Here is a 24,521-nt window from a genome sequence, read left to right as displayed (position 1 = left end):
TTTCAGGCCCGTTGCTCAACGAGCGGACGCACGATGTGCCGGCGGACCAGTGGCCACGCCAGTACGAGCACGATCACCGCGTAGATCACATAGGACACCGGTCCGCCCAGCAGACCGGACAGTTCGCCGCCCGACAGCTGAAGCGATCGCCGGCCCTGCAGTTCCGCGCGGGGGCCGAGGATGACGCCGACAATCAGCGGCAGCACCGGCAGCCCGAATCTCCGCATCCCGAAACCGATCAGCCCCAGCGTCAGGAGGAGGAACAGGTCCAAGGGCTGGGCGTTGACCGCGTAGGCACCCATCGACGCGAAGAACACAATCCCCGCGTACAGATAGGGGCGCGGTATCCGCAGCAGCCTGGCCCAGGCCGGCGCAAGCGGCAGATTCAGCAGGAGCAGCAGCAGATTGCCGATGAACAGGCTGGCAATCAGCGCCCAGACAAGCTCCGACTCGCGCTCGAACAGCAGAGGGCCGGGCTGGATGCCGTACGACTGGAATGCCGCGAGCATCACCGCGGCGGTCGCGTTCGTCGGCAGCCCGATGGCGAGCATCGGCACCAGGGTGCCCGCCGCGGAGGCGTTGTTCGCTGCCTCCGGGCCGGCAACTCCCTCGATCGCCCCCTTGCCGAACTGCTCTGGGTGCTTGGTCAGCTTTTTCTCTGTGGCGTACGACAGGAACGTCGGGATCTCCGCGCCACCGGCCGGCATGGCCCCGAAGGGAAAGCCGAAGGCCGTGCCGCGAAGCCATGGCTTCCAGGACCGTTTCCAGTCCTCCCGGCCCATCCACGGCACGCCGACGGGAATCACCCCTGCGGGCTTACGCCGCAGATGCGCCGCCACCCAGAGGGCTTCGCCGACGGCGAAGATGCCGACGGCGACCACCACCACATCAATGCCGTCGGCGAGCTGAGGGACGCCGAAGGTGAGCCGCTGCTGCCCGGAGACCGAGTCGATTCCGACAATCCCGATCACTAGGCCGACGAGCAGCGAGGCGAACCCGCGGATGCGCGACGAGCCGAGTACTGCGGTGACCGCGACGAAGGACAGCAGCATGATCGCGAAGTAGTCCGGTGCGCCGAGGCCGACCGCGAAATCCACCACGAGCGGGGCAACGAGCACCAGCAGCAGAGTGCCGATCGTTCCGGCGACGAAGGATCCGATCGCTGCGGTGGCGAGGGCCTGCGCCGCCCGGCCGGCCTTGGCCATCTTGTTGCCCTCGATGGCCGTGACGACCGAGGACGATTCGCCGGGCGTATTCAACAGGATCGAGGTGGTCGAACCGCCGTACATGCCGCCGTAGAAGATGCCGGCGAACATGATGAATGCCTGGGTCGGCTCCATTCCGTACGTCACTGGCAGCAGCAGGGCCACGGTCATGGCCGGGCCGATGCCGGGCAGGACGCCGACCGCCGTGCCGATCGTGACGCCGATCAGCGCCAGCAGAAGGTTCATCGGGGTGACGACGTGCGCGAACCCCTCGAGCAGATGATTCAGGTTGTCCATCAAAGGATTCCTTGCAGCACGCCGGCCGGGAGATTGACGCCGAGTCCGATCGCGAAGGCGTAGAAGGTGATCAGCGACAGCGCCACCGCGATCGCCAGGTTGCGCAGGTAGTGCCGGTTGCCCAGGGCGAAGGCTGTTCCCCAGAACAGGAGGGATCCGCTGATCACCCAGCCGAGGGGTTCGATCAACACCGCGTTGACGACGAACGCGCCGATCAACAGCAGCACGGTGCGCCAGTCGATCGGATTCGTCAGGTCGACGTCCTCGCCGGCCTCCGGTTCGGCGCGGCCGCCCCGCGCGACGTCGACGACGTACACCAGGGCGATCAGAAGGAGCAGTACGCCGAGGACGACCGGTACCGTGCGCGGCCCGATCGGGTCGGTGCTGCTCGTCGCGTGCGCGATCCCGGTGGCGTCGACGATCACCAGCACGCCCAACAGGGCGAGGAACGCGCACACACCGTACTGTGCGCGGTCCCCGCCCGGGGATGGGCGGGGGTCCGAGTCGGTGCGCTCAGTGGCGTCCAGGCTCATGCCAGGCCCAGCTCTGTGAGGATGTCGGCGACAGCCTTGTCCTGTTCCGTCAGGTAGGTGGCGAACTCGTCGCCTGTCGTGAACGCGTCGGTCCAGCCGTGCTTGGTCAGCTCGGCCTTCCACTCCTTGGAGTCGTGCATCGCGGTCAGCGAGTCGATCCAGACCTTCTTGTCGGCGTCTGTGATGCCGGGCGGGGCGACGATTCCGCGCCAGTTGGTGAAGACCAGGTCGATGCCCGAAGACTTCAGCGTCGGGGCATCCTTGAGGGCGTCGACCGGCTTCTCGCTGGTCACCGCGAGCACCCGCACCTGACCCGCCTCGATCTGGTCGAGGAACTCACCGAAACCGCTGGCACCGAAGGCGATCTTGTTGCCGAGGATTGCCGGGAGCAGCTCACCACCGCCGTCGTAGCCGATGTAGTTGACCTTCTTCGGGTCGATGCCGACCGTCTTGGCGAGCTGCATCGGAAGCAGGTGGTCCGGTCCGCCGAGCGACGAGCCGCCCCCGACTGCGATGCTCTTGGGGTTCTTCTTCCAGGCGGTGACGAGATCGTCGATCGTCTTGTACGGAGAGTTCTTGGGCACGACGATCGCGCCCGCCTCCTCCATCAGCTTGGCGATCGGTGTGGTCTGGGAGAGCGTCGCCTTCGACTTCGAGGCGTACGAAGCACCGACGACTCCCAGTCCCATCTGCATGGTGAGCTTGCCGTTGCCCTTTTCGTTCACGGTGCGCTGCAGTCCGACCGTGCCGCCGGCGCCCGGAAGATTGAACACCTGAATTCCGGACGCGATCTTGGTGTCCTCCATCACCTTGGCCGCCGTCCGCGCCGTGGTGTCGTACCCGCCGCCCGGGGTGTTGGGGACCATGATCCGCAGGCCGGTGACGGGCTCGTCGCTCTTGCCCGTCCCCTCCTTCTCCGCGGTGGCGCCGCAGGCGCCTACCGCGAGCACGGACATGGTGGCCAGGGCGCTGACGACAGCGGCTCTGCGAGTTCTCATGGCTTGTCTCTTTCACTTCCGGCAGTCGGACGCCATGATTGTGCGACTCAGCAGACGCCACGTCTGTGTTGTGTCAGCATTGAAGATTGAGTTAATTGTGGTCGTAACTTTTCGCCGCCATACCCTCGCGGGCGAGCTGTTGGTACTCCAGCTCGCCATCGTCGTGGTAGTGCTGCTGGCGGTCGCCGCCGTCTCGCTGGCCCAGTCGGAAGCGACCTTCAACCGGGTCGAAGGACGCCGGGTCACCGCGCTGGCCGAGCAGCTGGCCGGCAACCCCTTGATGTCCAGCCAGCTCGGCCGGCCGGCGCCGGGTGAGACGCTCGCCCCGCTCGTCCAGACCACGCTGACCCAGTCGGGCGTCACCTCCGTGACGGTCGCCGACAGCAGCGGCAGGATTGTCAGCTCCACGAATCCCACAGCGATCGGTACAAGGTTGCCGCTCGGCCCCGGCGTCGCCCAGGCCCGCGGCTGGTCAGGCAAGCTGGTCCTGGACGGTGCCCACGAGCTGGTGGCCCAGGTGCCGGTGCTCAATGCGGCTCAACCCAACCTCGGCCGACATCTCGGCACGGTGATGATCGGTGAGGCGTCACCGACGATCTGGCAGCGGCTGAATGGCGCGTCATCGTATCTGCTCGCCTACCTCGGCATTGCGAGCGGGCTCGGCCTGATCGGATCGTGGCTGCTGGCCCGGCGTACCAAACGCCAGACCCTCGGGTTGGAGCCACGCGAGATCGCGGGGCTCGCCGAGCACCGTGAGGCAATGCTGTATGGGATCGCGGAAGGCGTGATCGCCCTCGACCCGCAGTTGCGGCTCACACTGGTGAACGAGGTCGGCAGGCGGTTGCTCGATCTGCCCGAGCACTGTGTGGGGATGAGCCTGACCGACCTCCGGATTGAGGGCCGACTGCATGACGTACTCGCCGGATCCCCCAGTGACACGGCCGAGCGTCGCGACGAAGTCGTCATACGCCGGAGTCGGGTTCTGGTGATGAACCGGATGACCGTCACCAAGGACGGCCGCCAACTCGGCTCGGTCACGACCTTGCGAGACCGTACCGAACTGGCTCAGCTGGAACGCGAGATCGGATCGTTCCGCAGCTCCGCCGAACTGCTGCGCGCGCAGGCCCACGAGTTCGCCAATCAGCTCCACACGATTTCCGGGCTGATCCAGATCGGTAAGCACGACGAGGTGGTGCAGTACGTCCGCGCGCTGAACCGACACCGCCAGTCGCTGGACACGACCCTGACCAGACGGGTCCGCGACATGGCCGTCGGCGCTCTGCTGATGGCGAAGTCCTCGCTCGCGGCCGAACGGAAGGTAGTGCTGCGCGTGTCGGAGCATACGGCGCTCGACCGGCTGGCTCCGGAGGACTCGGTGGACGTGGCGACGGTGCTCGGCAACCTCGTCGACAACGCCGTCGACGCCGCGACGGCAGGCGACGACGGTCACGATGCCTGGGTGGAGGTCGAATTGCGGCAGGACGCATCCAGCGTGGAGATCGTGGTGCGCGACTCAGGCCCCGGCGTGGCGCCCGAACTCGCCCAGGAAGTCTTCTTGCACGGCTTCACCACGAAGGCCGCCCAAGAGGGGGATCGCGGCATCGGGCTGGCGCTCACCCGACTCGTCTGCGAGCGCCGCGGCGGCGAGGTCGCGGTGACCAACACGCCCGACGGCGCCATGTTCACCGCGAGAATGTCCGTCGGCAACCTGGCCGGCGCGGTACCGGAAGGAGCCTCCCGATGATCGACGTACTGGTCGTCGACGACGACTTCATGGTGGCAAGTGTCCACCAGAACTTCGTCGACCGCGTCGAGCCCTTCCGGGTCGTCGGCACGGCGAACACCGGCGAGCAGGCGATCACGGCCGTCGGCGAGCTGCGCCCTGACCTGGTCCTGCTCGACCTCTATCTTCCGGACATGTTCGGCCTGGACGTCATTCCACGCCTGCGGACCGCCGGGCATGACTGTGACGTCATGGTGATCAGCGCCTCGCGCGAGACCGACGTGGTCCGACGCTCCGTCCGCCAGGGTGTGGTCAACTACCTGCTGAAGCCGTTCGACTTCGAAGACCTGCGTCCCCGCCTCGTACGGTACGCTGCCCAGCGCAACAGCCTGCTCACCACAGTCGTCAGAGGTCAGGCCGACGTGGACCGGGTACTTACCGGGGCCGGCTTGTCGGCGTCGAGTGTCGCGCTGCCGAAGGGCATGAGCGTGGAGACCGCAGAGTTGATCGAACGCACACTGTGCGGTACCGACGGAACACTGTCCGCCGCCGAGTGCGCCGCCCGGACCGGCATTTCCCGCGTCAGCGCCCGCCGTTACCTCGAATACTTCCACGACACCGGCCGCGCCGAGGTGTCCTTGCGGTACGGAGCCGCCGGCAGACCCGAGCGCCGCTACGGTTGGCGCGCCTGAGTTCGCTCTTGCCGGTCCGGCCTCCATGGGGCCAGTCCCTCCCCACTCACACAGCAGCGAAGGCATGGGGAGCAATGACGGCAACGCGACGTGAGCCTGGGTCCTGCGCCGGAGATCCGTCGACAGAAGCGCGCGAGGGAGTCGAGGAGGTGTTGGAGGGGCACTGATGCCCCGCCCGACGAGAAGCAGGCGGCCACGGTCTTCCGCTGGCTGAAGCCCGACGAGCAGGCGGTCGCCGGCGCGTGGGCCGTGAGCGGGGCCGCCTCGTGGGAGGAGGCCGCGCAGAGCGCGGGTCTCCCGGACGCCTTCGGCGACCGGGTGCGGCGCAAGCTCAAGCGGCTCGGTGAGCGGTACGAGCAGCGACGTGCAAGCGCCGCCGTTTCCGGTCTGTGGCTGCCCGGACAGGCGGGGCCGAACCCGGCGGGGCCCCAGTGAGCCTGATCGGTGGCCTGGCGAATCTACTGCTGGCCGCTCCCGTATCCGCCGTAGTCGTGGTGGCCTTGATCCTGGCCGCCGCCTGGGCGACCTTCACAGTGTGCCGAGGGAAGGCGATGCTGCTGCCCCAGGACTCAGCTGACCGCCGTGAGCTGGCCATGCGCAGGATCGTGTCGCGGCACGAACGCTGGAAGGCACGTCGCAGGAGCCGCGAACGCTGAATGTCGCCTCGGATATCCACCACGGTGTCCGAGGCGATAGTCATGACGGCAACTGCCGCTCACGTTGGGTGGCTTTGTTTATGAGAACGGGGTTCTGGCACAGATCTTGGGGAGTGGTCGCGGAGGGTCACCACAGTGTTCGATTGCGGGGGTCCGGGTTCACGTGAGACCGAGTACGCCCCGCCGTCTGGCCAGCGAGAGTGACGCTCCGTCAGGTCTGTGGCTGTCTCTGCCACGGTCGGCTTCGCCGAGCCATTCGCTCAGCTGACCGCCCCGTACGCGCGTTTCACCAAGCGGCTCAACCACGTCCTGGAGCGCGTCGGGCTCGCGCTCGCCGGACGGGCCGGCGCCTGGCTGGCTGCCCAACTGGGCCTGCGAGCGGGGCGGATGACCTTGCTGCGCAGGGTCATGGCACTGCCCGACCTGCAGTCCAGCACGCCACGAGTGCTGGTGTGGACCACTTCGCAATTCGCCGGGGCCAGGCCTACCCCACCGTCTTGACCTGCGGAGAAACCCACCGTGTGGTCGACGTGCTCCCGACACGCGACGCCAGGCCGCTGACCGCGTGGCTGACCACCCACTCCGGCGTGGAGATCATCTGCCGGGACCGGGCAGGCGCCTACGCCGAGAGAGCCCGGCTCGGCGCACTCTACGCGCTCCAGGTCGCCGACCGGTTCCACCCGTAGCAGGGCCTTGGCCGGGCCGTGGAGACCTGCGTCACCGCCCACCGCGAGTGCCTGCGCACTCAGGCACCGCCCAAGCAACCGAACGCTGACACGCCGCCGGGCGACTCGAGACTTCCCGCCCAGGACCCTGCCGGCCGACGGGCCCAGCGCAAGAAGGCCGCACACGCCCTGGTCCACGAGCTGCTCACACGGAGCCATTCGCGCCGGGCGATCGCCCGCCACCTGGGATGGGGCCTCAACACCGTGGTTCGATACGCACGCGCCGCACACTGGCAGGACACCCTTCGCGAAAACCGGGCCCGGCCCAGCAAACTGGACCCCCACAAGCCCTACTGGGCATCGAGGCGGCCGCAGAGCCGAGGTCTATACAAGCCCACGGCTCCGAGCCGCATGGGTAGGCGGACCCGGTTCTGTGTACGGCAGTTGCTCCACGACTACCGCCGCGGGCACGGGACCGAGGTCTTCGCAGCACCGAGGCGCGAAGCTCCGAGTCCCAGGCGGACCCGGTCCTGTGCCGGGGAATTGATCAATGCAATACCCGCTGCGGTGGTGGTCGGTGCCAGGGCATTCGCCAAGGCACCCCCAGGACTCGATTCATGTCACAGCGGTCGACGGCCACAGCATTCTCAAAGAGCGCGCAGACCCCGGTCGGCGAAGGCGATCAGCCACTCGAAGCTCTCGTCGATGTCGGCGCTCCACTGGAAGCCTCCTGCCGCCTGCAACGTGGCGAAGCCGTGGCAGAGGGTGCGGAGCATGCGCAGGGCGTGGTCCACGTCGGACTCTGCGATCTCGTAGCCGCGCAGGACTGCCGTGAACGAGTCGAGCAGCCGCTGGCCCGCGGTGGCCAGGGGATCGTCCGGGCCGGACGGTTCCATGCCGATCGTCGCGGCGTACCGGCCGGGGTGCTCCAGGACGAAGGCGCGGAAGGCGCGTGCCGCGGCCGCCAGGGCGTCGCGGCCCGCGTACCCCTGGACCGCGCCGCCGACGGCGTCGGCGGCCTCGCGCAACGCCAGGGCCGCGATGCGCCGGTTGAGGTCTTCCTGGCCGCCCACGTGCTTGTACAGGGACGGGGTACGCACGCCCACCCGCTCGGCCAGCAAACCCATCGTCAGGTTGCCCAGGCCCACCTCGTCGGCGAGGGCGGCACCGGCCGCGACCACGGCCGCCGGGTCCAGGCCGGCCCTAGGCACGAGCGGCGTCCGATCGGAGGAAGGCGAGCATGAGCGAAACCACCTGGTCGGGGAACTGGTCGTGCGGGTAGTGCCCGGCGCCCTCGATCATCTCAAGGCGACCGAGGCCGGACGGCAGGGCATCGATGATCGCCGACCCCTCGGAGTGCGGGTCGGCCCAGTCGGGGTCGAGCGTTCCCATCACGACCAGGACCGGGCAGCGGACCTTGCCGAGCTGCGCGCCGGCGTCGGTCGGGGCGCTGCGGCCCATTCCCTGCAGGGCCTTCATCCGGCCCGGCTCGCGCAGCAGGGAGTCGATGCGGCCGAGCCGCTCGGCCCAGTCGGTCGGCTTCACACCGGGGTAGGCCACATCGAGGTACGAGCGCCAGAGCGGCACGCTGCCGAACATGCCCGTGCCGAGCAGCCGCAGCATGCCCTGCCGGAAACGCTTTACCCGCAGGTCGCCGAGGCGGATCGACTGCTTGCGGGTGAACGGCGCCAACTCGACAACCGCGGTTATCAGCGAGGGCTCCTGCGCCGCGGCAATGGTGGCAGCGCCGCCGGAGATCGAGTGGCCGACGAGCACGGCCGGGCCGCCCAGGTGGCGGATCACGGCGAGTAGGTCGCCGGCGATGGCGGCGCGGCTCCAGGCCGGCCAGCCGACGCTGGACTCGCCGCAGCCGCGCAGATCGACCGTGGCGACCCGATAGCCCGCCGCCACCAGCGGCGGGATCACAGCACGGTACGCGGTGCGGCTGTCGCCCATGCCGTGCGCGAGAACGATCAGCGGGCCGGACCCCGCCACCTCGTAAGCGATCGTGCCGCCGTCGACGGCAAGGTACTCAGTCACGACATCTCCCAGGTGTGACTAACGTGATTAGCTAAAAGCTAATCCCAATAGCCAAACCTGTCAATGCGGCCGCCGCTACGGCCCCCGGTACCGGCTCCAGGCCAGTGACCAGCGACAACGCCCCGTTGATCAAGTCCCCGACCACCTTGGCGGGCTGACGCACGTTGCCTCTCGGCGACCATGATCGACCTCACCGGCCTTTCCTGCACCTCGACTACTCACGCCCGGGACAGCATCCCTCCGTGGGTCTCGACCGACCAGCAGTCCACCGTCCGCCAGAACCTCGTCCTGGCCGAAGCCGGGATCGAGGACCCCATGACGTTCAAGAAGGACGGCGGTACATCCAGCCGCCTCCACCCGCTCCAGCGCCCGAAGTTCGGCAAACTGCTCACCTACGCGCGGCCGGGCGACACCGTGCACAGCCGGCGCAAGGTGGCCTGCTGCGAGGAGAACGACCAGCGGCCCTGACGCTCAGGATCGAACGCCCTAATGTCCTTCAACTGCCCGGACTGCATCCCGTACCGGACAGCGGTCCTCAATACATGCCGGTAGGCATCCCGTCGTTCCTGTAACGCCCCGTTGTAGAGCGAGCAGTGATCGGCCAGCATCTCGCCAAGCACGATCGTCTGACCCACGGTGGGCCGCAGGAGAAACTTGTACGCACGAATCATCCAGCCCACCCCCTTCGGCAAGTGCGATCAACCTAGCTGGCGCCACTGACAACGCAGAGCACTCCGGCACTCCGCGCCTCCGAGCCAAGGGTCGCATTCCCACCCGTCCTGAAGGTCGGAATTCCCCGCGAAGATCAGGGATGGTGGCCTCACCGGTGGTCTTGATGCTGCTCGCCTGGGCCGTGATCGCGGAACGCCCCCGCGGCCTCCCGCTGCTGGGCGGCGGCATCGGTATCGCAGGCGTATGCCTGATGCTGCTCACCGGCACCGTGACCCTGAACGCACTCGGCGTCCTCGCATCGGCCACAGCGATGGTGACGTCCTCCTTCGGCTACGTGCTCGCGAAGCGGTGAAGCACCGAGGTCGACGTCCTCGCCTAGACATCGTGGCAGCTCATTGCCGGAGGCCTGGTCGTGCTGCCGTTGGCCGTCGTCCGCGAAGGAGCACCGCCCGCCCTCAATGCGGGCGCGGTCCTCGGATTCGCCTACGTCACCGTCGTCGCGACCGCGGTCGCCTTCGTTGCCTGGTTTGCCGGCCTGCGTCATCTGTCGGCAGCCACCGTCGGCCTGGTCGGACTCCTGAACCCGGTCACCGGCGTGCTGCTCGGCACCGTCATCGCCAAAGAGACCCTCACTCTGCAGCAGATATGCGGACTGATCCTTGTCCTGCTCGGGATCGTGCTCGGGCAACCCATCGCCGTCACGGCCGCCGCCTGCATCCGGTCCCGGGCAACCGGAGCAGACTCCCGTCGCGACACATCTGCCAGCCGAACCAGCTGCCTCGGCCGACGAGAAACCAACTGCGCCACACAACAGGACTGTTGACCGAGCCCAATGCTCACTTGGCTCCTCCTGCGCCCGCCGCAGAGCGGCATGGCCAGCCTGATGCGCGTGGTGCTGGTCGAGGGTGCAGTGGCCAGCGCATCGGTCTCGAATGCTCCAGCACCTCCACCGAGCCCGAGATCCCGGTAGTGACGCAGATCCCGGACCACCGCCAATGCCGACGACCCGCGCTTCCCCACCTTCGGCCAGACCTCCGATCCGTCAGACAGACCGAGAACGCTTCACGAATCCCGAAGTTGCCTCACAAACCAGCGGAGGACCTGCACGATGAAGAACCCCCTGGCCACCCGCTCGAGGCCTCGGCGGAGCTCAGGGGAACTCACGGGATATCCCTAATACTGCAACCGCATGTGGCGTGACGGGTCGTCGTTTTGGTCGTTGGGCTGACTGTGTGATGAATCGCTGACGGTCGCGCAGATCGAGGACTGGTCCGATGGGATAGCCGGGCTTCATGCCCGGTTTGCGGGACGTTTTGGCCGGTCGGAGCCACGTGAGCGGGCGTTGGACTACCTGTCCACGTTGCTCGCGCCGCTGGAAAGGAAGAATGGGTGGACGCTGGCTGAGCAGGCCGGCCAGCGTCGCCCGGACGGTTTCCAGCGGCTGCTGAACTTCGCCGACTGGGACGAGCACGCGGTCCGCGACGATGTGCGCGACTTCATCGTCGAGACGATCGGCAGCAAGGACGCGGTACTGATCGGGGACGACACCGGCTTCCTGAAGAAGGGCATCAAGTCGGCCGGGGTCCAGCGGCAGTACTCCGGAACGGCCGGGCGCACGGAGAACTGCCAGATCGGCACGTTCCTGGCCTACGCCTCCGCCGCAGGCCGGGCCTTGATCGACCGCGAGCTGTATATCCCTGTCTCCTGGACGGATGACAGGGAACGGTGCCGGGCGGCCGGGATCGGTGACGAGGTGCCCTTCGCCACGAAGATCGAGCACTTCAAGTGGATGCTGCAACGCGCGATCGACGCACGCGTCCCTTTCGCCTGGGTCACCGCGGATGAGGCATACGGCCAGGTCAAACACATGCGGGCCTGGCTGGAGGAACGACACGTCGCCTACGTCCTGGCCACCAAGGTCAACGACACCGTGCCCACCACCGGCGGCACGGACGCCGAGGTCCGCGACCTGGTCACCGCCGTGCCCCGGCAGGCATGGAAACGGATCTCCGCTGGTGCGGGCGCGCACGGCCAGCGGTTCTACGACTGGGCCCGGATCGCAATCCGCCCGGCATGGGAGGACGGCTTCGGGCACTGGGTCCTGGCCCGCCGCAGCATCAGCGACCCCACCGAGATCGCCTACTACGTCTGCTACGGCCCCGTCACCTCCCGGCTGAAAGACCTGGTCAGGACCGCTGGCGCACGTTGGCAGGTGGAGGAATGCTTCCAGATCGCCAAGGGCGAATGCGGCCTGGACCACTACCAGGTCCGTCTCTACCGGGCCTGGTACCGGCACATCACCCTGGCAATGGCCGCCCTCGCCTACCTGACCGCCATCCGCGCCGCAGAAGCCGCAAAAGGGGCAGCGGAAACGACGAGCAAGACCTCATACCCCTCAGCGTCCCGGAGATCCGCCGACTGATCGGGCACGTCGTCATCACGCCCCACTGCCATTCCAACGAGCACCGTCTGCACTGGTCACACTTCCGACGCCGCAGCCAAGCCCGAGCCCGCCGCTGCCACTACCAACGCCGAGGCCATGACCCCCACATGCGGTTGCAGTACTAAGACGCAGACCGGATGTAGCTCCAGTCCGGAGGCGGCTGCCGCCTCACGGTCTTCAGTCCCGTCGGCGACAAGACCGCCGAGAAATTGGAGCGTCTGCTTGCCCTCGCGGCCTGACCCGCGCCGAACGGCCGCGATCACGCCGAGAGGAACGGCTCCGTCAAATGCGGCGTCGCCAGGTGCAGCGTGGTGGCGGTTTCGCGGCCGAGCATGCGCTTCCTTGAGTGCCTGGCCGCCTCAGGGTCGGCCTCGTGCGCGTAGGCGAGCTCGGGGTGGAGCAGTTGGAGCGCGTGCACCAGGAGGTCGCCGGTGACGAGCGCCAGCTCGCGCCCGTCGGCGACCAGCACGCTCTGGTGTCCGGGCGTATGACCGGGCGTGGCGACCGCGCGCCCGGCGCGCAGCGGCGTGTCCCCGTCGAGGAGCCGGAGCCGACCGGCAGCCGCGAGCGGGGCGGTGAGGGTCTCGCGAAGTTGCGGGTTGAGCGCGTCGAGGGCGTCGAACTCGGCCTGCTGGAGCAGGTATTCGGCGTTCGGGAAATAAGGGCGGCGGCCGCTGGTCGCACCGCCGGTCGAAGCGTTACCGTCCACCGCGCCGCCCGCTGATGGGACGGCCGCCTCGGTCACGACCGCCCACCCGACGTGGTCGGTGTGCAGATGTGTGAGCACCACGGTGTCGACTTCGGCTGGGTCTATGCCCGCGGCGGCGAGCGACTCGGGGAGCGCACCGGGTACGGGCGCCCACGAGCCGGCCGGGCTGTCCGCCGGACCGATCCCGGCGTCCACGACGGTGAGGCCCTTGTCGCCGCGGATTGCGTACGCGCGGAACTGGAGCCGCCAGCGGCCCTCGGCGTCGACCGCGCCCGGGTCGTAGCGGTCGGCCTCGGCCCACTGAGCGGCCGTGGCTTCGGGGAATGCCTCGGCGCGCGGGGAGAAGAACGGGCCCTCGCCGTCGGCGAGGGCGATGATCTCGGTCGAGCCGATCCAGAGGTGGGGAACGCTGAGGGACATGGCCGCGATCCTGCCATGCCTTCCACGCGGGTGGTGACTCAGACCAGCGCGCTGGCGGCACCGGCCGTGAGACGCAAGCCGAACCAGGCGGCGCCGTCGTGCGTGACCGGCATGAGCGCCAGCGTCAGCACCAGCACCAGCACCAGCACGACGAGCGAACACCGCAGTGCCGCGGCCGACCGTACGACGGCGGGGGTGGCGATGCTGACCAGGGCGCCTGCGAGGTAGCCAATGAAGTTCGCCGTGGACGAGCTGAGGGCGATCGCCGACGCGACGCACCGCGCGCTGGTGGACGTGCTGGGTATCTCGAGCGGGACAGATTCCAGCTCATCACCGAGCACGACGCCGACCATGTCATCGCCCTCGACGCCGGCCTCGGCTTCGCACGCACCGACCGGCTCGTGCTGATCCAGATCTTCACCCAGGCGGGACGCACGACCGAGCCCGCGTCACCAGCACCACGTCATCAGCCCCGGCATAGTCCCCGGCCGCGAGCTGACGCGTCGCCAGCTCGTAGCGTTCGATCTCGATGTGGTGGTGCAGCGACCGCAGGGTCCGCAGCCACCGTACGGGCCTTGTTCCGCTTGGTGACCGCCTTCGACAGATGTACGTCCTCGGTCAGCCGCCGTCCCGATACCAACGGCGGGATTTCCGGCACCAGCAGCGACGATGCCTCTCCCAGCCGTATCCCGGTGTGCACCACCACGTCCGCGAACATCGTGTTTCGCTCGCCGTTGCGTGATCGCGAAGCGGCAATCCGCTGCGGCTCCTGCCGAAACCTCCGTGAGCGCAAGCTGGCCGACGAGTCGGCAGCGTCGCTGTGCCGCCCGCCGCGATGCCCCCGTAGGGGCCCGGTCTGCGGAGCGGGCGGCTCGGCCCCCTGTGTCCAGGCGTAGACGCGCATGAGAGGGCGGACTACGGTTGCGTGCTGATCATCCACTGCCCAGGGGAGACATCCATGCAGGAGTCGTTGGCCTCCGCCGAGCCGGGCGGCTCCGGCACGCGCGATTCGCCAGACCCGCGACAGCACCTCGCGCGGGCCCGCAGCGTACTGCGCGCGGTGACGACGGTGCACGCCGCGACCCTGTTCACCCAGGCCGTCCTCGCCGGGCGGTTCCTGTCCGGCGACTACGACATGCTCACCGCGCACGCGGTCAACGCCAACGTCATCGTCGCCGTCGGCCTCGTGCAGGTCGTGGTGGCGGTGCTGTACTGGCGCCCGGGCCGCGGCCCGGGCTGGCCGGCCGCGGTCAGCGCAGTGCTGCTCGTGGCCGAGGCCGGGCAGGCCGTCCTCGGCTACCAGCGGGCCCTGGGGGTGCACGTCCCGCTGGGCGTGACGCTCATTGCCGCCGGGCTGCTGCTCCTGGTCCAGGTGTGGCGCCCCCTGCCCCCGGGTCCCGTCCCGGCCGCGCCCGGTGACGCCGGGTCAGTGTCCGGGAGGGGGCCGCGGCCCGGCACGTCCCCGGAGGCGTCGCGGCCCGCGCAGGAGGTCTCGTGAGGTCGGCGATACCGCGCCGCCGCCTCCTCGGCGCCCTGGGCGGGGCGGCCGCCCTGGCGGCGGTGGGCACACAGATCCCGCGGCTGGCCGCCGGTGTCCAGACCGGGGAACTGCTGCGCAGCCTGTTGCAGCTGCCCGCCCCGTACCGGGTGCCGCTGCCGGTACCGCCGGTGCTGACCCCGCGTCAGGACGCCACCACCGACTACTACGAGGTGACGCAGAAGGCCGCCACCCAGGAGATCCTGCCCGGCCACACCACCGCGATCTGGGGGTACGAGGGGATCTTCCCCGGGCCCACCCTCGTCTCCCGCAGCGGCCGGCGGACCGTCGTCCGTCACCGCAACGCGCTTCCTGTGCCCACCGTCGTGCACCTGCACGGAGGCCGCACCCCGTCGGCCAGCGACGGCTACCCCACCGACCTGATCGTGCCGGACGGGTTCACCGGCCCGCTCCCGCACCACGACCACCGGGCCAGCCTGGCCCACGGCTCACGCGTCTACGAGTACCCCCTCCAGCAGCGGGCCGCCACGCTCTGGTATCACGACCACCGCATGGACTTCACCGGCGCGTCCGTCTGGCGCGGACTGGCCGGATTTCATCTCGTACACGACGACGAGGAGGAGGCCCTGCCCCTGCCGCGCGGGGACCGGGACATCCCTCTCATGATCACCGACCGGGCCTTCGACGCCGACGGCTCCTTCCGCTACCCCGCGACCGACCCGACCCTGCTGCACACCCCGGGCGTGCAGCCGGACTACGTCGAAGGGGTTCTGGGCGACGTGATCCTGGTCAACGGTGCGCCGTGGCCCGTCCTGGAAGTCGACGCCGCCCGCTACCGGCTGCGCATCCTCAATGCCTCCAACGCACGCCGCTACCAGCTGGAGCTGGACCCCCAGCCCGCGGGCGGCGGCGCTCTGGTGCAGATCGGCTCCGACGGCGGCCTGCTGGAGGCCCCGAGAGCGCACGACGCGATCGTACTGGCGCCCGCGGAACGCTTCGACGTCGTCGTCGACTTCTCCCGCTACCGGGTCGGCGAGGAGGTCACCCTGGCCAACCGGCTCGGCAGCGGCACCACCGCCGCGGTCATGCGCTTCCGGATCGCCCGGCGCGCCACCGACGACAGCACCGTGCCCGCGCGGCTGTCGCGCATCGAGCGTCTGGACCCGGCGCGCGCGACGGCGACCCGTACCTTCGCCTTCCGCGACCAGGGCGACGAGGGCTGGACGATCAACGGCCGGCCCTTCGACCCGATGCGGGCCGACGCCACCCCCCGGCTGGGCGCGCTGGAGGTCTGGAGGTTCACCAGCGACTTCCACCACCCGGTCCACCTTCACCTGGCGCACTTCCAGGTACTCTCCCGCAACGACGAGGCCCCCGGCCCCTACGACGCGGGCTGGAAGGACACCATCGACCTGAGCCCGGGCGAGGCGGTCGCCATCATCACCAGATTCGCCGGCTACCGGGGACGTTTCGTCTTCCACTGCCACAACCTGGAGCACGAGGACATGGCGATGATGGCCAACTTCGAAGTCCTCTAGTGTTTTGACCGATTAGGTTCGCCGGGTTCTTCAGGCCGCGACTGCGGGTGGGCGTCCGCCCCAGCGGATGCCCTTTTCGCTTCGGATGCGGGCGCGGTGTCTTCGTTCGGCGGCCAGGACACGCGGTGGCGTGCGTGGGCGTTGCGCCAGCGGGGGCAGGCGTGGCAGGGCCCGGATCTGCACGGTGTGGTTGGGGTAGTTCGGACTGGCGATGGTGAACTGCCCCAGCGGGCAGAAGTGCGCCTCGATCGGGCCCGCCCACGCGGCGTAGGTCGGGGTGAAGATCGACTTCAGCGTGGCCAGCGTGTTCGCAGCGCCCTTCTTGCGTCGGTTGACACTCCACGGGCGGTCGTCCCGATCCGGCAGCCGGTCGGGGTGTCCCCGTCGGGCCCCGATAGATCAAGAACGCGGGCGAGGACGGCAGTGACGGGGGCAGACTGGTCGGGCAGGTACCTGGAGCCCCAGTCGGCTGCCATTGCGAGAAAGTTGACGAGGTCGCGCTCAACCACGTCCATCAGGTCGCAAAGCTCGCCGACGGGCAACTCGAAGGACTCGGCGAGCGCGTTGTCCGCCGAGCTGCCGACGGCGCTCATTCCCCATGCGCCGGCACGTGATCCAACGAGACCGGCGGCACCCGCTCGGTGAACACACAGCCGCGCACCGTGCCGCGCACTCTCACACGGCCGCCGACAACTGTCACCACGGCACCGGCCCCGCAGTCCCTGCCAGACACCCAAGACCGCCACAAAACACGGACAGCCTCCCCCCGCAGCGCGGGGAAAGGCCATCAGTACCGCTGGACACGAATGCTACGTCACCGGGACGGGAACTCGCCCTGCCGGCCGCCGGCACCGCGACCCGGCCCGTCCCCGCCCGCACCCCCGCCCTCCTTCAATGACTGCTCCTGCATACGCCGCGCCTCGTCATGCAACCTGCGGCGCTCCTTGGGATCACTCGTCCGCTCAGCGCGCTCATTCAGCTCACGAACCCTGTCCTGCAACTGCTGCGCGCGACTGGCGGACTCACCTGCAACACTCATCATCACTCCTGGGAGAGGAAGGGTGGGACACCACGCAGCCAACCAGCGCTCCACCACCTACGCACCCCGGAACATCACCGAACGCAATCACCACAGGCCACCAACCTCAACAAGACACATCACATCAACACCCCATCCCCCGCATTGCCTCCCACAGCAGTACAACTTGAACCGCCCCGGCACGGGCCGCCCCTCCCCCACCCGACGGCGCGGCCGCGGACCGCCGTGCGGCGCCCCGCGGCCGGCCTCGCGCTGCCGCTCGCGGCGAGCGCCGTGACGGGGCCGGCGCCATCCTGCCCGCTCGGCCACGGTCCCCCAGGCCGTTGTGTTCGCCGGTAACGACGGCCGGCCGCACTCTGGCTCGTGGGGTCGGGTCGGTGCACGGCGGGAAATCACCGCTTACTCCGGGACCAAGGCGGCGCTGGAGATGTTGGTTCGATCTGCCGCTCGTGAGTTCGCCCCACCGGGCATCCGGGTCAACGTTATTGATCCGCCCGGAATCATCAAGGCCGGGCTCACCAGGCATCATTTCGAAACCGAGTCGTGCTATGCCTGCCGGGTCGCGGGGCAGAGCCCAAGTCCCTTTAGCCGTGACGAGGATTTCCCGCCCGATGTAGGTCCATCGATGGAGTAACGGGAGCAGCCATGACACACCTGGCCCCGCGACTGTCACGGGGAATTATCCCGCTCATCCGAATCTACGCAGTCGTCGCGTTTGCTTGTGGTGGGCGCGTCCACCGGCGTGCTACCCGCGGCGCCGGCCCGGGCCGACGCATAGCCGGTGATCGTCGTGGGTTCGTCCGCGCCTCGGCTTGAGCAGTACGCGGCCGCAGGGAGCCAGAGCACGGCGTTACCGCGATGTCTCCAGGATGCTACTGACGGTCGGCGCGTCGCAGCTCCTGGGCGGTGAGTTCTTCCGCGAGGACCGGAACCCCGACGTTGCAGGCGTGGATACCGACCACGGTGGTCAGCTTCAGAACCTCGAGGATCTCGTCCCGAGTCACGCCCAGCTCCAGCGCGGCTCGTATGTGGCGACGGACCCCAGGAAAATACATATGGGTGCAGGCGGCGTCCACCGCAATGCAGAGCATTTCGATGACCTTTGGCTCGAGAATACCGTTTTCCCAGGGCGCCGTAGCTGTCTTCATGAACTGCTCAGTCCATACCGGATCCCATTCGTGCAACTGGTCCCACAGTGGATTCCAGCTGCCACGCTCACGCATCTGGTCAACTGTTGAAGAATTCGTCATGGTGTGCCGGGTATCCTTCCGTGAGGTGGACCGTCCAGGGTTAACACCTTCGCTCTGACAATCCGCGAGGCAGACGGCTACGTCCGATGCAGTATTCCGAGTGACCGACGCAACACTAAGCCATTAACCGTCCTTACGTTTGACGTTGGGGGACAGGTGATTTATCGCTTCGGGACGGCTCGGGTCCGGGCTCGCGAAAGAGGTTCCGTCATAGCCTTCGATTACGGCCTTGTCGTAATTCAGGGGCTACAGGTGAGGCCGGAGACGGGCAACAGTCAGGCTTATGCAGAAAGACGCAGACGCCGAGACGCCCCACTCCCCCTCCAAGCCCAGCGCCGCTTCCGCTCGACATGCCCAGCCGCGGCCTGCCACCGCAAAACTGTCGACCCTGGCGTCCGGGATTCCCGGATTGGCCCTGCCGCTGGCGATTGCCGCTCTGGCCATGGCGGTGGGCGAACTGCTGCACGTCCTCGGTGGCCCCGTGACCGGCATGGTCATCGGCGCGGCGAGCACCGAAGTCACAGGTCTGCGAAGAACAAGTTCCAGGCACCGAGAGGCTTCACGCGTTGACCGGTATCACCTGCACCGGCGTGCTCGATGTCGGCACAGCCACTGCCGAGACCCTCGCGAAGCTGCTGGCCGAACACCGTGAACAGCTCGGCACCCGCCGGCTCGGTTGCTCCAGGGAACCGTTCCACCCGGGTGTGTCCGCCAGGCCCAGATCCAGGGCCAGTTGTTCGGCGGAAGTTGCGGTGACGAGGTCGAGTGCGGTGGCGAAGTCCCGGGCCGTCGGCTGTTGAAGGAAGTCCGGCAGAAATCCGTTGCGGGGAACCAGGTCGAGCAGGACACCGGGCCGGGGGCGGGTCTCCTGCATCGCTTTGTGCCACTGGCTGAGGGCAGGGCGCGTGGGGCCCCCGGTGGCCGTCCCGCCCCGCAGACGACGCACGCTGAGCGCCGTTTCCAGCAGGGCGTCGGGAGCCTGGGCCACCGTGACCCGGCGCAGGTCGGCGTCGGTGAAGTGTAAGCGGATCACGCCGCCCGATTATCGGCCCGGCCACGCCTTTCCGCGAGAGCCGAAAGGCGATGCTGCGACACTCGCTCCGCAGGGCTCAGGATCGGATTCCCTCCCCGCCTGAAGGCGGGGATTCCCTCCGAAGAGGTGGGATGGAGACCGCGAAGGTGGTCGAGACGATGTGGGCCCGGATCGAGGCCCGAAACCGGGCCCGCTACGTCGAGCCGGGTGTGACGGCGCCGGTCGCGGCCCGGTGGCACCGGGCCGCGGCCGGAACAGGCGAGCGGGGTCAGCGGGTGGCGATGGCCGGGTCGCTGGTGCTCGTGCGGCCGCTCTCCACGTGGGCGGCCAGGCGGCGCACAAAGGTGCCGTCGTGGTCGGCGGTCACGGTCAGGTCGTACCAGCCATGGGTGCGCTCGGTCTCGGCCGCATGCACCACGTGGGCGCCGGGGCGGAGCCGGTAAGTGGCCGGCTTGTGCTGGCCGTACTCGTCCTTGACCGTGAGCGTGACCGTGCTGTGGCCGTCGTTGGTCAGGACCATACGCACGGCGCCGCCGTTGCCGTCGTGGCGGGCGCTGACCTCGGGGCCCGTGGCGGCGACGCGGCCGGCGAACTGGCGCAGGAAGCCGTTGGGGCCGTGCACAGTGAAGTCGTAGGCGCCGTGGGAGTCCGCGGAGACATTCCAGTCGTCGGAGAGCGAGTGCCCCGAACCGACGGTGTACGTCCACGGGCCGGAGGCGTCCGTCGCCGAGGTGACCAGGAAGCCTGCGCCGGCCTTGCCGTGGGAGGCGAACTCGATCCGCAGCGAGCCTGCGGTGCCGACCTTGCCGTCGGCCACGAGGTCGTACGGGATGGGCCTGGCGGGGCGCAGGCCGTGCTCCTGGCGGGGCAGCGCGCCCTTCGTCGGCGGCGTCGGTACGTAGTCGGGGTGCCGGTCGCCGTCCGGCGGCAGGTAGCCGGTGGTGTCGGGCAGGTGCGGCGTGCGGCTGTCCTTGTGCCGGAAGTCGAACGCCGTGGTCAGGTCACCGCAGACCGCGCGGCGCCAGGGAGAGATGTTGGGCTCCGCCACGCCGAAGCGGCGCTCCATGAACTGGATGATCGAGGTGTGGTCGAAGGTCTGGGAGCAGACGTAGCCGCCCTTGCTCCACGGCGACACCACGAACATCGGGACGCGCTGGCCGAGGCCGTACGCCCCCGCCGGGCGACCGCTGTCGCCGGCGTACAGGTCGCCGCTGACGTCGACGGTGGACTTGCCCTGCGCGGCCGAGCCGGCTGGGAAGGGCGGCACGACGTGGTCGAAGAAGCCGTCGTTCTCGTCGTAGGTGATGAACAGAGCTGTCTTGCTCCACACCTCAGGGTTGGAGGTGAGTGCGTCCAGAACCTGCGAGATGTACCAGGCGCCGTAGTTGGCGGGCCAGTTCGGGTGCTCGGTGAAGGCCTCGGGCGCGGCGATCCACGAAACCTTGGGCAGCTTGCCGGCCTTCACGTCGGCACGGAGGATGTCGAAGAATCCCTCGCCCTTGCGCGCGTCGGTGCCGGTGCGGGCCTTGTCGTACAGCGGGTCGCCGGGCTTGGCATTGCGGTACTGGTCGAAGTACAGCAGCGAGTTGTCGCCGTAGTTGCCCCGGTAGGCGTCCCCGATCCAGCCCCAGCCGCCGTCCGCGTCCAAGCCGTCGCCGATGTCCTGGTAGATCTTCCAGGAGACGCCGGCGTTCTCCAGGCGCTCCGGGTACGTGGTCCAGGAGTAGCCGGCCTCGTCGTTGCCGAGGACCGGGCCACCGCCCTTGCCGTCGTTGCCGGTGTAACCCGTCCACATGTAGTAGCGGTTCGGGTCGGTGGATCCCATGAAGGAGCAGTGGTAGGCGTCGCAGACCGTGAAGGTGTCGGCGAGCGCGTAGTGGAACGGGATGTCCTCACGGGTCAGGTGCGCCATCGTCGTAGCGGACTTGGCCGGGATCCATTTGTCGTACTTGCCCTTGTTGAAGGCGGCGTGGGTGTCGTTCCAGCCGTGCGGCAGGTCCTCGAGGAAGGCCAGGCCCAGATCGTCGGCGTCCGGGTGGAAGGGCAGGATCTCCTTGGTACCGTCCGACTGGTACCAGACCGGCTTGCCGCTCGGCAGCGTGACCGGGTGCGGGTCCCCGAAGCCCCGGACACCGCGCAGGGCGCCGAGGTAGTGGTCGAAGGAACGGTTCTCCTGCATCAGGACGACGACGTGCTCGATGTCCTTGATGGAGCCCGTCCTGCGGTGCGCGGGTATCTCCGCGGCGCGAGCGATGCTGGTGGACAGAGCGGACAGAGCTGCAGTGCCGCCCGCAAGTTGCATGAACCGTCTGCGGTCAATGGCATTCATGAAGGGCTGTCTCCCGGAAAATCCGTGGGCCGTAGAGTGTGCAGCGCCCAGCCTTGCCCAACTTGTTCAAACAAGTGGCGGCGGAGAAGCGAATCATTCGCAAAACCTGTCCCAACCCGGTCTGTGACCGGCGACAGGGCGGAGCGAATCCATGAACCGGCTCGACCGCAGCGAACACCTCATCAGGGCAAGGCTGTTCTCCCCTACCACGGCGTTCGGCGCGGCATTCGCGCTGCCGATCCTGCTGCCGGGCGCCGATACCGCGCTCATCACCAGCGCCCAATGGGCGGAGCACACTTCACCCGTGTCCGGCTGCACGCCGCGAAGGCCGGAGGAAGGCCCGCAGCACGACACTGCGAGTTCGTGCGCACTCTTCAGGAGGCCACGGACGAGCCGGAGTTCACCTGGCGTCCCTCTGCGTGAAGCCTTCCTCCTGCCGCTACCGGGCCGGGGCCGCTGGGCCGCGGACGCCGGCAGACCTTCCGCCGAAGGCACCGCCGGCGCATGAATCCGGGCAGCACTTGCGCGTGCCAGGCGTCTCAGGGCAGGCGGGACGTCACGGCGACGCCTGGGCCCGGTGGTCGAGATCCGGTGCGGCTCCGGTCCCGCTGCCACCGTCTGCCGTCGCCGGACTCACCGAAGCCGCCCCCGGGCCCGTCTGACGTGCCAGCGCGTTGTTGCCTATCGAGTTGTGGACGCTGAAGCTCACCGCGTCGGAGCGGTACCGGTCGTCGGACCACTCGACCGGGCGGCCCTCGCGGGTGGTCGTGACGCGGCGCACCCGCAGCAGGGGACTTGTCCGGCGCACACCCAGCAGTTCGGCGTCCTGCGCGCCCGCCGCCACCGCGTCGATCAGATGCTCGCCGTACGCGAAGACCAACCCCGCGTCCGCGAAGAGCCGTTGCGTCACTGACGGACAGTCCGCCTCGATGCGCTCCACAGCCGGGGCGATCCAGTCCGCGTACACCGTCCGTTCCAGCAGCACCGGCTCTCCGTCCAGGCCGCGCAGCCGAAGGACGTGGAGCGCCGGCACGCCCAGAGGCATCTGGAGGCGCACCGAGTCCTGGGCGGTCGCGGGGCGGTACTCCGAGGACACCACCCGGCCCGTCGCCGTACGGCCCATCGCGCGCGCCCACTGGGCGAAGCTGCGCAGCTCGGCGAAGCTCTGACTGCGGCGGCTGGCGAGCACCACGCGTCGCGCGCCCTGCCGGGACCCGATCAGCCCCTCCGACGTCAGGGCGGCGACGGCCTGGCGGACGGTGCCGCGCGAGACGCCGAAGCGGGCGGCGAGTTCCGTCTCCGGGAGCAGCCGGCTGCCCACCGCGTACTCCTCGCGATCGATCGCCCGGCGCAACTCCTCAGCAATCTCCTCGTGTCGGGCTGCCATGGTCCCCTCTCGTGCTGTGCGCAGTGTGCAGATGAACCAGCCTAGACGAGACGGGAAGGGGACCGCTCCCCCGGAAGGCCTCCGCGAGTGTCCAGAAGAATGGGGGTCGGATTTGCCTCCCTGTTCACCGGTGCGACATGAAGGGCGTGCCTACTGAGGTCGACTTGTTCAAACAAGTTCTCTGTCGAGCCCCCGCGGGAACCGCCGTCCGGGGCGCCACCTCAGGAGAGATCGTGACCGTGTCCCTGCCCAGGATCGCCGTCCTCACCGGCGGCCTCGCCGTCGCCGCGCTCAGCCTCAGCGCCTGTGGCGCAGCCACCAGCCAGTCCGCTGCCACCCCCGACAGCAAGAAGGCCGCCACCGCAACCTCCGCGACGGACTTCGGCGGCATGGACGGCCTCGTCGCTGCGGCGAAGAAGGAGGGCACGCTGCACGCGATGGCTCTGCCCCGCGACTGGGCCAACTATGGCGCGCTGATCGACGGCTTCACCAAGAAATACGGCATCAAGATCGAGGTCGAGAACCCCGACGGCAGCAGCCAGGACGAGATCAACGCGGTCACCTCGCGCAAGGGCCAGGACCGTGCCCCCGACGTGTTGGACCTGGGCAGCTCGTTCGCGCTGAGCGGGGCCCAGCAGGGACTGTTCGCGCCCTACAAGGTCGCCTCGTACGACGACATCCCGGCCGCGCAGAAGGACCCGCAGGCGCGCTGGTACAACGACTACGGCGGCTACGTCTCCATCGGCTGCGACGCCAAGCGCGTCAAGCACTGCCCCACCACCTTCAAGGACCTCCTCAAGCCCGAGTACAAGGGCCAGGTCGCGCTCAACGGCAACCCGACCAAGTCCGGCTCCGCGTTCGGCGGCGTCTACGCGGCGGCCCTGGCGAACGGCGGTTCCCTCGACGAGGTCCAGCCGGGACTGGACTTCTTCGCCAAGCTGAAGAAGAACGGCAACTACACGCCGGTCGAGTCGACCCCCGCAACCGTCGAGAAGGGCGAGACGCCCATCAGCATCGACTGGGACTACCTCAACGCCGGTTACTCCGACGAGTTCAAGGGCAAGGGGATCGACTGGAGGGTCTCCGTCCCGTCCGACGGCCAGTACGCGCAGTACTACTCGCAGGCCATCACCAAGGACGCCCCGCACCCCGCCGCCGCCCGCCTCTGGCAGGAGTACCTGTACAGCGTCGAGGGTCAGAACCTCTGGCTCAAGGGCTACGCCCGCCCGGTACTGATGCCCGCCATGGAGCAGGCCGGGACGGTCGACAAGAACGCCGCCGCCAAGCTGCCCGAAGTCTCCGGAACGGTCACGTTCCCGACCGAGGCACAGCAGAACAAGGCCAAGGGCGACATCGCCCAGGGCTGGGGCAAGGCCGTCTCGGGATGACTTCCG

26 protein-coding genes and 3 pseudogenes are annotated in these 24,521 nt (G+C 68.7%); 15 read left to right on the top strand and 14 right to left on the bottom strand.

Going from position 1 to position 24,521, the window contains the following annotated elements:
- Positions 1-2 precede the first annotated feature (2 nt).
- Genes OG395_RS52495 through OG395_RS52485 form a run of 3 tightly spaced genes read right to left on the bottom strand, consistent with a single transcriptional unit; the run spans position 3 to position 3,033 of the window.
- Complete coding sequence (locus OG395_RS52495) at positions 3-1,502, bottom strand: tripartite tricarboxylate transporter permease (RefSeq protein ID WP_327249184.1); 1,500 nt, start codon at positions 1,500-1,502, stop codon at positions 3-5.
- Positions 1,502-2,035 (bottom strand): tripartite tricarboxylate transporter TctB family protein, encoded by a 534-nt coding sequence (locus OG395_RS52490; protein ID WP_327249183.1) that lies wholly within the window; start codon positions 2,033-2,035, stop codon positions 1,502-1,504. The genes OG395_RS52495 and OG395_RS52490 overlap by 1 nt, the downstream gene beginning before the upstream one ends.
- A complete protein-coding gene (locus tag OG395_RS52485) occupies positions 2,032-3,033 on the bottom strand; it encodes a Bug family tripartite tricarboxylate transporter substrate binding protein (protein ID WP_327249182.1) in 1,002 nt (333 codons plus the stop codon). The genes OG395_RS52490 and OG395_RS52485 overlap by 4 nt, the downstream gene beginning before the upstream one ends.
- 97 nt (positions 3,034-3,130) lie before the next feature.
- On the opposite strand from OG395_RS52485, the gene OG395_RS52480 reads away from it, so the two are divergent.
- From OG395_RS52480 to OG395_RS52455, 6 genes are all read left to right on the top strand, one after another.
- A complete protein-coding gene (locus tag OG395_RS52480; RefSeq protein ID WP_327249735.1) occupies positions 3,131-4,777 on the top strand; it encodes a sensor histidine kinase in 1,647 nt (548 codons plus the stop codon).
- Complete coding sequence (locus OG395_RS52475) at positions 4,774-5,448, top strand: response regulator (RefSeq protein ID WP_266989831.1); 675 nt, start codon at positions 4,774-4,776, stop codon at positions 5,446-5,448. The genes OG395_RS52480 and OG395_RS52475 overlap by 4 nt, the downstream gene beginning before the upstream one ends.
- Before the next feature lie 90 nt (positions 5,449-5,538).
- Positions 5,539-5,883 carry a hypothetical protein gene (locus tag OG395_RS52470; protein ID WP_327249181.1) on the top strand — a complete coding sequence of 115 codons (345 nt, stop codon included), beginning with the start codon at positions 5,539-5,541 and terminating at the stop codon, positions 5,881-5,883.
- A complete protein-coding gene (locus OG395_RS52465; protein ID WP_327249180.1) occupies positions 5,880-6,104 on the top strand; it encodes a hypothetical protein in 225 nt (74 codons plus the stop codon). The genes OG395_RS52470 and OG395_RS52465 overlap by 4 nt, the downstream gene beginning before the upstream one ends.
- A gap of 219 nt (positions 6,105-6,323) precedes the next feature.
- On the top strand, positions 6,324-6,605 hold the full coding sequence (locus OG395_RS52460; RefSeq protein ID WP_327249179.1) for a hypothetical protein: 282 nt from the start codon (positions 6,324-6,326) through the stop codon (positions 6,603-6,605).
- Positions 6,602-6,790, top strand: coding sequence for a transposase (locus tag OG395_RS52455; RefSeq protein WP_327249178.1), 189 nt, complete (start codon positions 6,602-6,604; stop codon positions 6,788-6,790). Before OG395_RS52460 ends, OG395_RS52455 begins: the two co-directional genes overlap by 4 nt.
- A gap of 626 nt (positions 6,791-7,416) precedes the next feature.
- On the opposite strand, the gene OG395_RS52450 is transcribed toward OG395_RS52455, so the two are convergent.
- Positions 7,417-7,950 (bottom strand): TetR/AcrR family transcriptional regulator, encoded by a 534-nt coding sequence (locus OG395_RS52450; RefSeq protein WP_327249734.1) that lies wholly within the window; start codon positions 7,948-7,950, stop codon positions 7,417-7,419.
- 22 nt (positions 7,951-7,972) lie between these two features.
- Positions 7,973-8,809: an alpha/beta fold hydrolase gene (locus OG395_RS52445; protein ID WP_327249177.1), complete on the bottom strand. Its 837-nt coding sequence runs from the start codon at positions 8,807-8,809 to the stop codon at positions 7,973-7,975.
- Positions 8,810-8,989: 180 nt separating this feature from the next.
- On the opposite strand from OG395_RS52445, the gene OG395_RS52440 reads away from it, so the two are divergent.
- Complete coding sequence (locus OG395_RS52440) at positions 8,990-9,277, top strand: hypothetical protein (protein WP_327249792.1); 288 nt, start codon at positions 8,990-8,992, stop codon at positions 9,275-9,277.
- On the opposite strand, the pseudogene OG395_RS52435 reads toward OG395_RS52440, so the two are convergent.
- A pseudogene (locus tag OG395_RS52435) lies at positions 9,229-9,480 on the bottom strand (helix-turn-helix domain-containing protein); the annotation flags it as partial. The gene OG395_RS52440 and the pseudogene OG395_RS52435 overlap by 49 nt on opposite strands.
- Positions 9,481-9,635: 155 nt before the next feature.
- Between OG395_RS52435 and OG395_RS52430 the strand changes: the two are divergent.
- From OG395_RS52430 to OG395_RS52420, 3 genes and pseudogenes are all read left to right on the top strand, one after another.
- Positions 9,636-9,833: a hypothetical protein gene (locus tag OG395_RS52430; RefSeq protein ID WP_327249176.1), complete on the top strand. Its 198-nt coding sequence runs from the start codon at positions 9,636-9,638 to the stop codon at positions 9,831-9,833.
- Between the two features lie 39 nt (positions 9,834-9,872).
- Positions 9,873-10,304: pseudogene (locus tag OG395_RS52425) on the top strand (EamA family transporter); the annotation flags it as partial.
- Between the two features lie 435 nt (positions 10,305-10,739).
- Positions 10,740-11,903, top strand: a complete 1,164-nt coding sequence (locus OG395_RS52420) for an IS701 family transposase (RefSeq protein WP_327249288.1) — start codon at positions 10,740-10,742, stop codon at positions 11,901-11,903.
- Between the two features lie 280 nt (positions 11,904-12,183).
- Here OG395_RS52420 and OG395_RS52415 read toward each other — a convergent pair whose 3' ends face one another.
- Both OG395_RS52415 and OG395_RS52410 read right to left on the bottom strand, forming a co-directional pair.
- On the bottom strand, positions 12,184-13,053 hold the full coding sequence (locus OG395_RS52415; RefSeq protein ID WP_327249175.1) for an MBL fold metallo-hydrolase: 870 nt from the start codon (positions 13,051-13,053) through the stop codon (positions 12,184-12,186).
- 38 nt (positions 13,054-13,091) lie between these two features.
- Entirely contained in the window at positions 13,092-13,406 is a 315-nt protein-coding gene (locus OG395_RS52410; protein ID WP_327249174.1) for a YbfB/YjiJ family MFS transporter, read from the bottom strand.
- Here OG395_RS52410 and OG395_RS52405 point away from each other — a divergent pair.
- From OG395_RS52405 to OG395_RS52395, 3 genes are all read left to right on the top strand, one after another.
- The gene (locus tag OG395_RS52405; protein ID WP_327249733.1) at positions 13,383-13,949 is read left to right on the top strand and encodes a tautomerase family protein; all 567 of its coding nucleotides are present in this window, start codon (positions 13,383-13,385) and stop codon (positions 13,947-13,949) included. The two genes, OG395_RS52410 and OG395_RS52405, sit on opposite strands and share 24 nt — an antisense overlap.
- Positions 13,950-14,011: 62 nt before the next feature.
- Positions 14,012-14,551, top strand: a complete 540-nt coding sequence (locus tag OG395_RS52400; RefSeq protein ID WP_327249173.1) for a hypothetical protein — start codon at positions 14,012-14,014, stop codon at positions 14,549-14,551.
- Positions 14,548-16,089, top strand: coding sequence for a multicopper oxidase family protein (locus OG395_RS52395; protein WP_327249172.1), 1,542 nt, complete (start codon positions 14,548-14,550; stop codon positions 16,087-16,089). Before OG395_RS52400 ends, OG395_RS52395 begins: the two co-directional genes overlap by 4 nt.
- Positions 16,090-16,119: 30 nt before the next feature.
- Here OG395_RS52395 and OG395_RS52390 read toward each other — a convergent pair.
- Together OG395_RS52390 and OG395_RS52385 are read right to left on the bottom strand one after the other, a co-directional pair.
- A pseudogene (locus tag OG395_RS52390) lies at positions 16,120-16,479 on the bottom strand (IS630 family transposase); the annotation flags it as partial.
- A 424-nt stretch (positions 16,480-16,903) separates the two neighbouring features.
- Positions 16,904-17,128 (bottom strand): DUF6381 family protein, encoded by a 225-nt coding sequence (locus tag OG395_RS52385; RefSeq protein WP_327249171.1) that lies wholly within the window; start codon positions 17,126-17,128, stop codon positions 16,904-16,906.
- A gap of 325 nt (positions 17,129-17,453) precedes the next feature.
- Here OG395_RS52385 and OG395_RS52380 point away from each other — a divergent pair, with 325 nt between their 5' ends.
- Positions 17,454-17,762, top strand: coding sequence for an SDR family oxidoreductase (locus OG395_RS52380; protein ID WP_327249170.1), 309 nt, complete (start codon positions 17,454-17,456; stop codon positions 17,760-17,762).
- 238 nt (positions 17,763-18,000) lie between these two features.
- Here the strand turns inward: OG395_RS52380 and OG395_RS52375 are convergent, their stop codons facing one another.
- The 4 genes from OG395_RS52375 to OG395_RS52360 form a co-directional block, all read right to left on the bottom strand.
- Positions 18,001-18,378, bottom strand: a complete 378-nt coding sequence (locus OG395_RS52375) for a carboxymuconolactone decarboxylase family protein (protein WP_327249169.1) — start codon at positions 18,376-18,378, stop codon at positions 18,001-18,003.
- Positions 18,379-18,937: 559 nt separating this feature from the next.
- The gene (locus tag OG395_RS52370; RefSeq protein ID WP_327249168.1) at positions 18,938-19,411 is read right to left on the bottom strand and encodes a hypothetical protein; all 474 of its coding nucleotides are present in this window, start codon (positions 19,409-19,411) and stop codon (positions 18,938-18,940) included.
- Between the two features lie 268 nt (positions 19,412-19,679).
- Positions 19,680-21,740, bottom strand: a complete 2,061-nt coding sequence (locus OG395_RS52365) for a phosphocholine-specific phospholipase C (protein ID WP_327249167.1) — start codon at positions 21,738-21,740, stop codon at positions 19,680-19,682.
- Positions 21,741-22,296: 556 nt separating this feature from the next.
- A complete protein-coding gene (locus OG395_RS52360) occupies positions 22,297-23,127 on the bottom strand; it encodes a GntR family transcriptional regulator (protein WP_327249166.1) in 831 nt (276 codons plus the stop codon).
- Between the two features lie 233 nt (positions 23,128-23,360).
- Here OG395_RS52360 and OG395_RS52355 point away from each other — a divergent pair, with 233 nt between their 5' ends.
- Complete coding sequence (locus OG395_RS52355; RefSeq protein ID WP_327249165.1) at positions 23,361-24,515, top strand: ABC transporter substrate-binding protein; 1,155 nt, start codon at positions 23,361-23,363, stop codon at positions 24,513-24,515.
- Positions 24,516-24,521: the final 6 nt, after the last annotated feature.

It is taken from the genome of Streptomyces sp. NBC_01320, assembly GCF_035974375.1.
Classification (GTDB): domain Bacteria; phylum Actinomycetota; class Actinomycetes; order Streptomycetales; family Streptomycetaceae; genus Streptomyces; species Streptomyces yanii.
Note: the sequence above shows the minus strand (reverse complement) of the source record. Positions and strands in the feature narration are given on the sequence as shown.

Excerpts from the sequence above, each read along its gene's own strand:
- OG395_RS52495 (WP_327249184.1), bottom strand. The coding sequence starts at position 1,502 with ATGGACAACCTGAATCATCTGCTCGAGGGGTTCGCGCACGTCGTCACC.
- OG395_RS52490 (WP_327249183.1), bottom strand. The coding sequence starts at position 2,035 with ATGAGCCTGGACGCCACTGAGCGCACCGACTCGGACCCCCGCCCATCC.
- OG395_RS52485 (WP_327249182.1), bottom strand. The coding sequence starts at position 3,033 with ATGAGAACTCGCAGAGCCGCTGTCGTCAGCGCCCTGGCCACCATGTCC.
- OG395_RS52475 (WP_266989831.1), top strand. The coding sequence starts at position 4,774 with ATGATCGACGTACTGGTCGTCGACGACGACTTCATGGTGGCAAGTGTC.
- OG395_RS52440 (WP_327249792.1), top strand. The coding sequence starts at position 8,990 with ATGATCGACCTCACCGGCCTTTCCTGCACCTCGACTACTCACGCCCGG.
- OG395_RS52415 (WP_327249175.1), bottom strand. The coding sequence starts at position 13,053 with ATGTCCCTCAGCGTTCCCCACCTCTGGATCGGCTCGACCGAGATCATC.
- OG395_RS52410 (WP_327249174.1), bottom strand. The coding sequence starts at position 13,406 with ATGGTCGGCGTCGTGCTCGGTGATGAGCTGGAATCTGTCCCGCTCGAG.
- OG395_RS52400 (WP_327249173.1), top strand. The coding sequence starts at position 14,012 with ATGCAGGAGTCGTTGGCCTCCGCCGAGCCGGGCGGCTCCGGCACGCGC.
- OG395_RS52385 (WP_327249171.1), bottom strand. The coding sequence starts at position 17,128 with ATGAGTGTTGCAGGTGAGTCCGCCAGTCGCGCGCAGCAGTTGCAGGAC.
- OG395_RS52375 (WP_327249169.1), bottom strand. The coding sequence starts at position 18,378 with ATGACGAATTCTTCAACAGTTGACCAGATGCGTGAGCGTGGCAGCTGG.
- OG395_RS52365 (WP_327249167.1), bottom strand. The coding sequence starts at position 21,740 with ATGAATGCCATTGACCGCAGACGGTTCATGCAACTTGCGGGCGGCACT.
- OG395_RS52360 (WP_327249166.1), bottom strand. The coding sequence starts at position 23,127 with ATGGCAGCCCGACACGAGGAGATTGCTGAGGAGTTGCGCCGGGCGATC.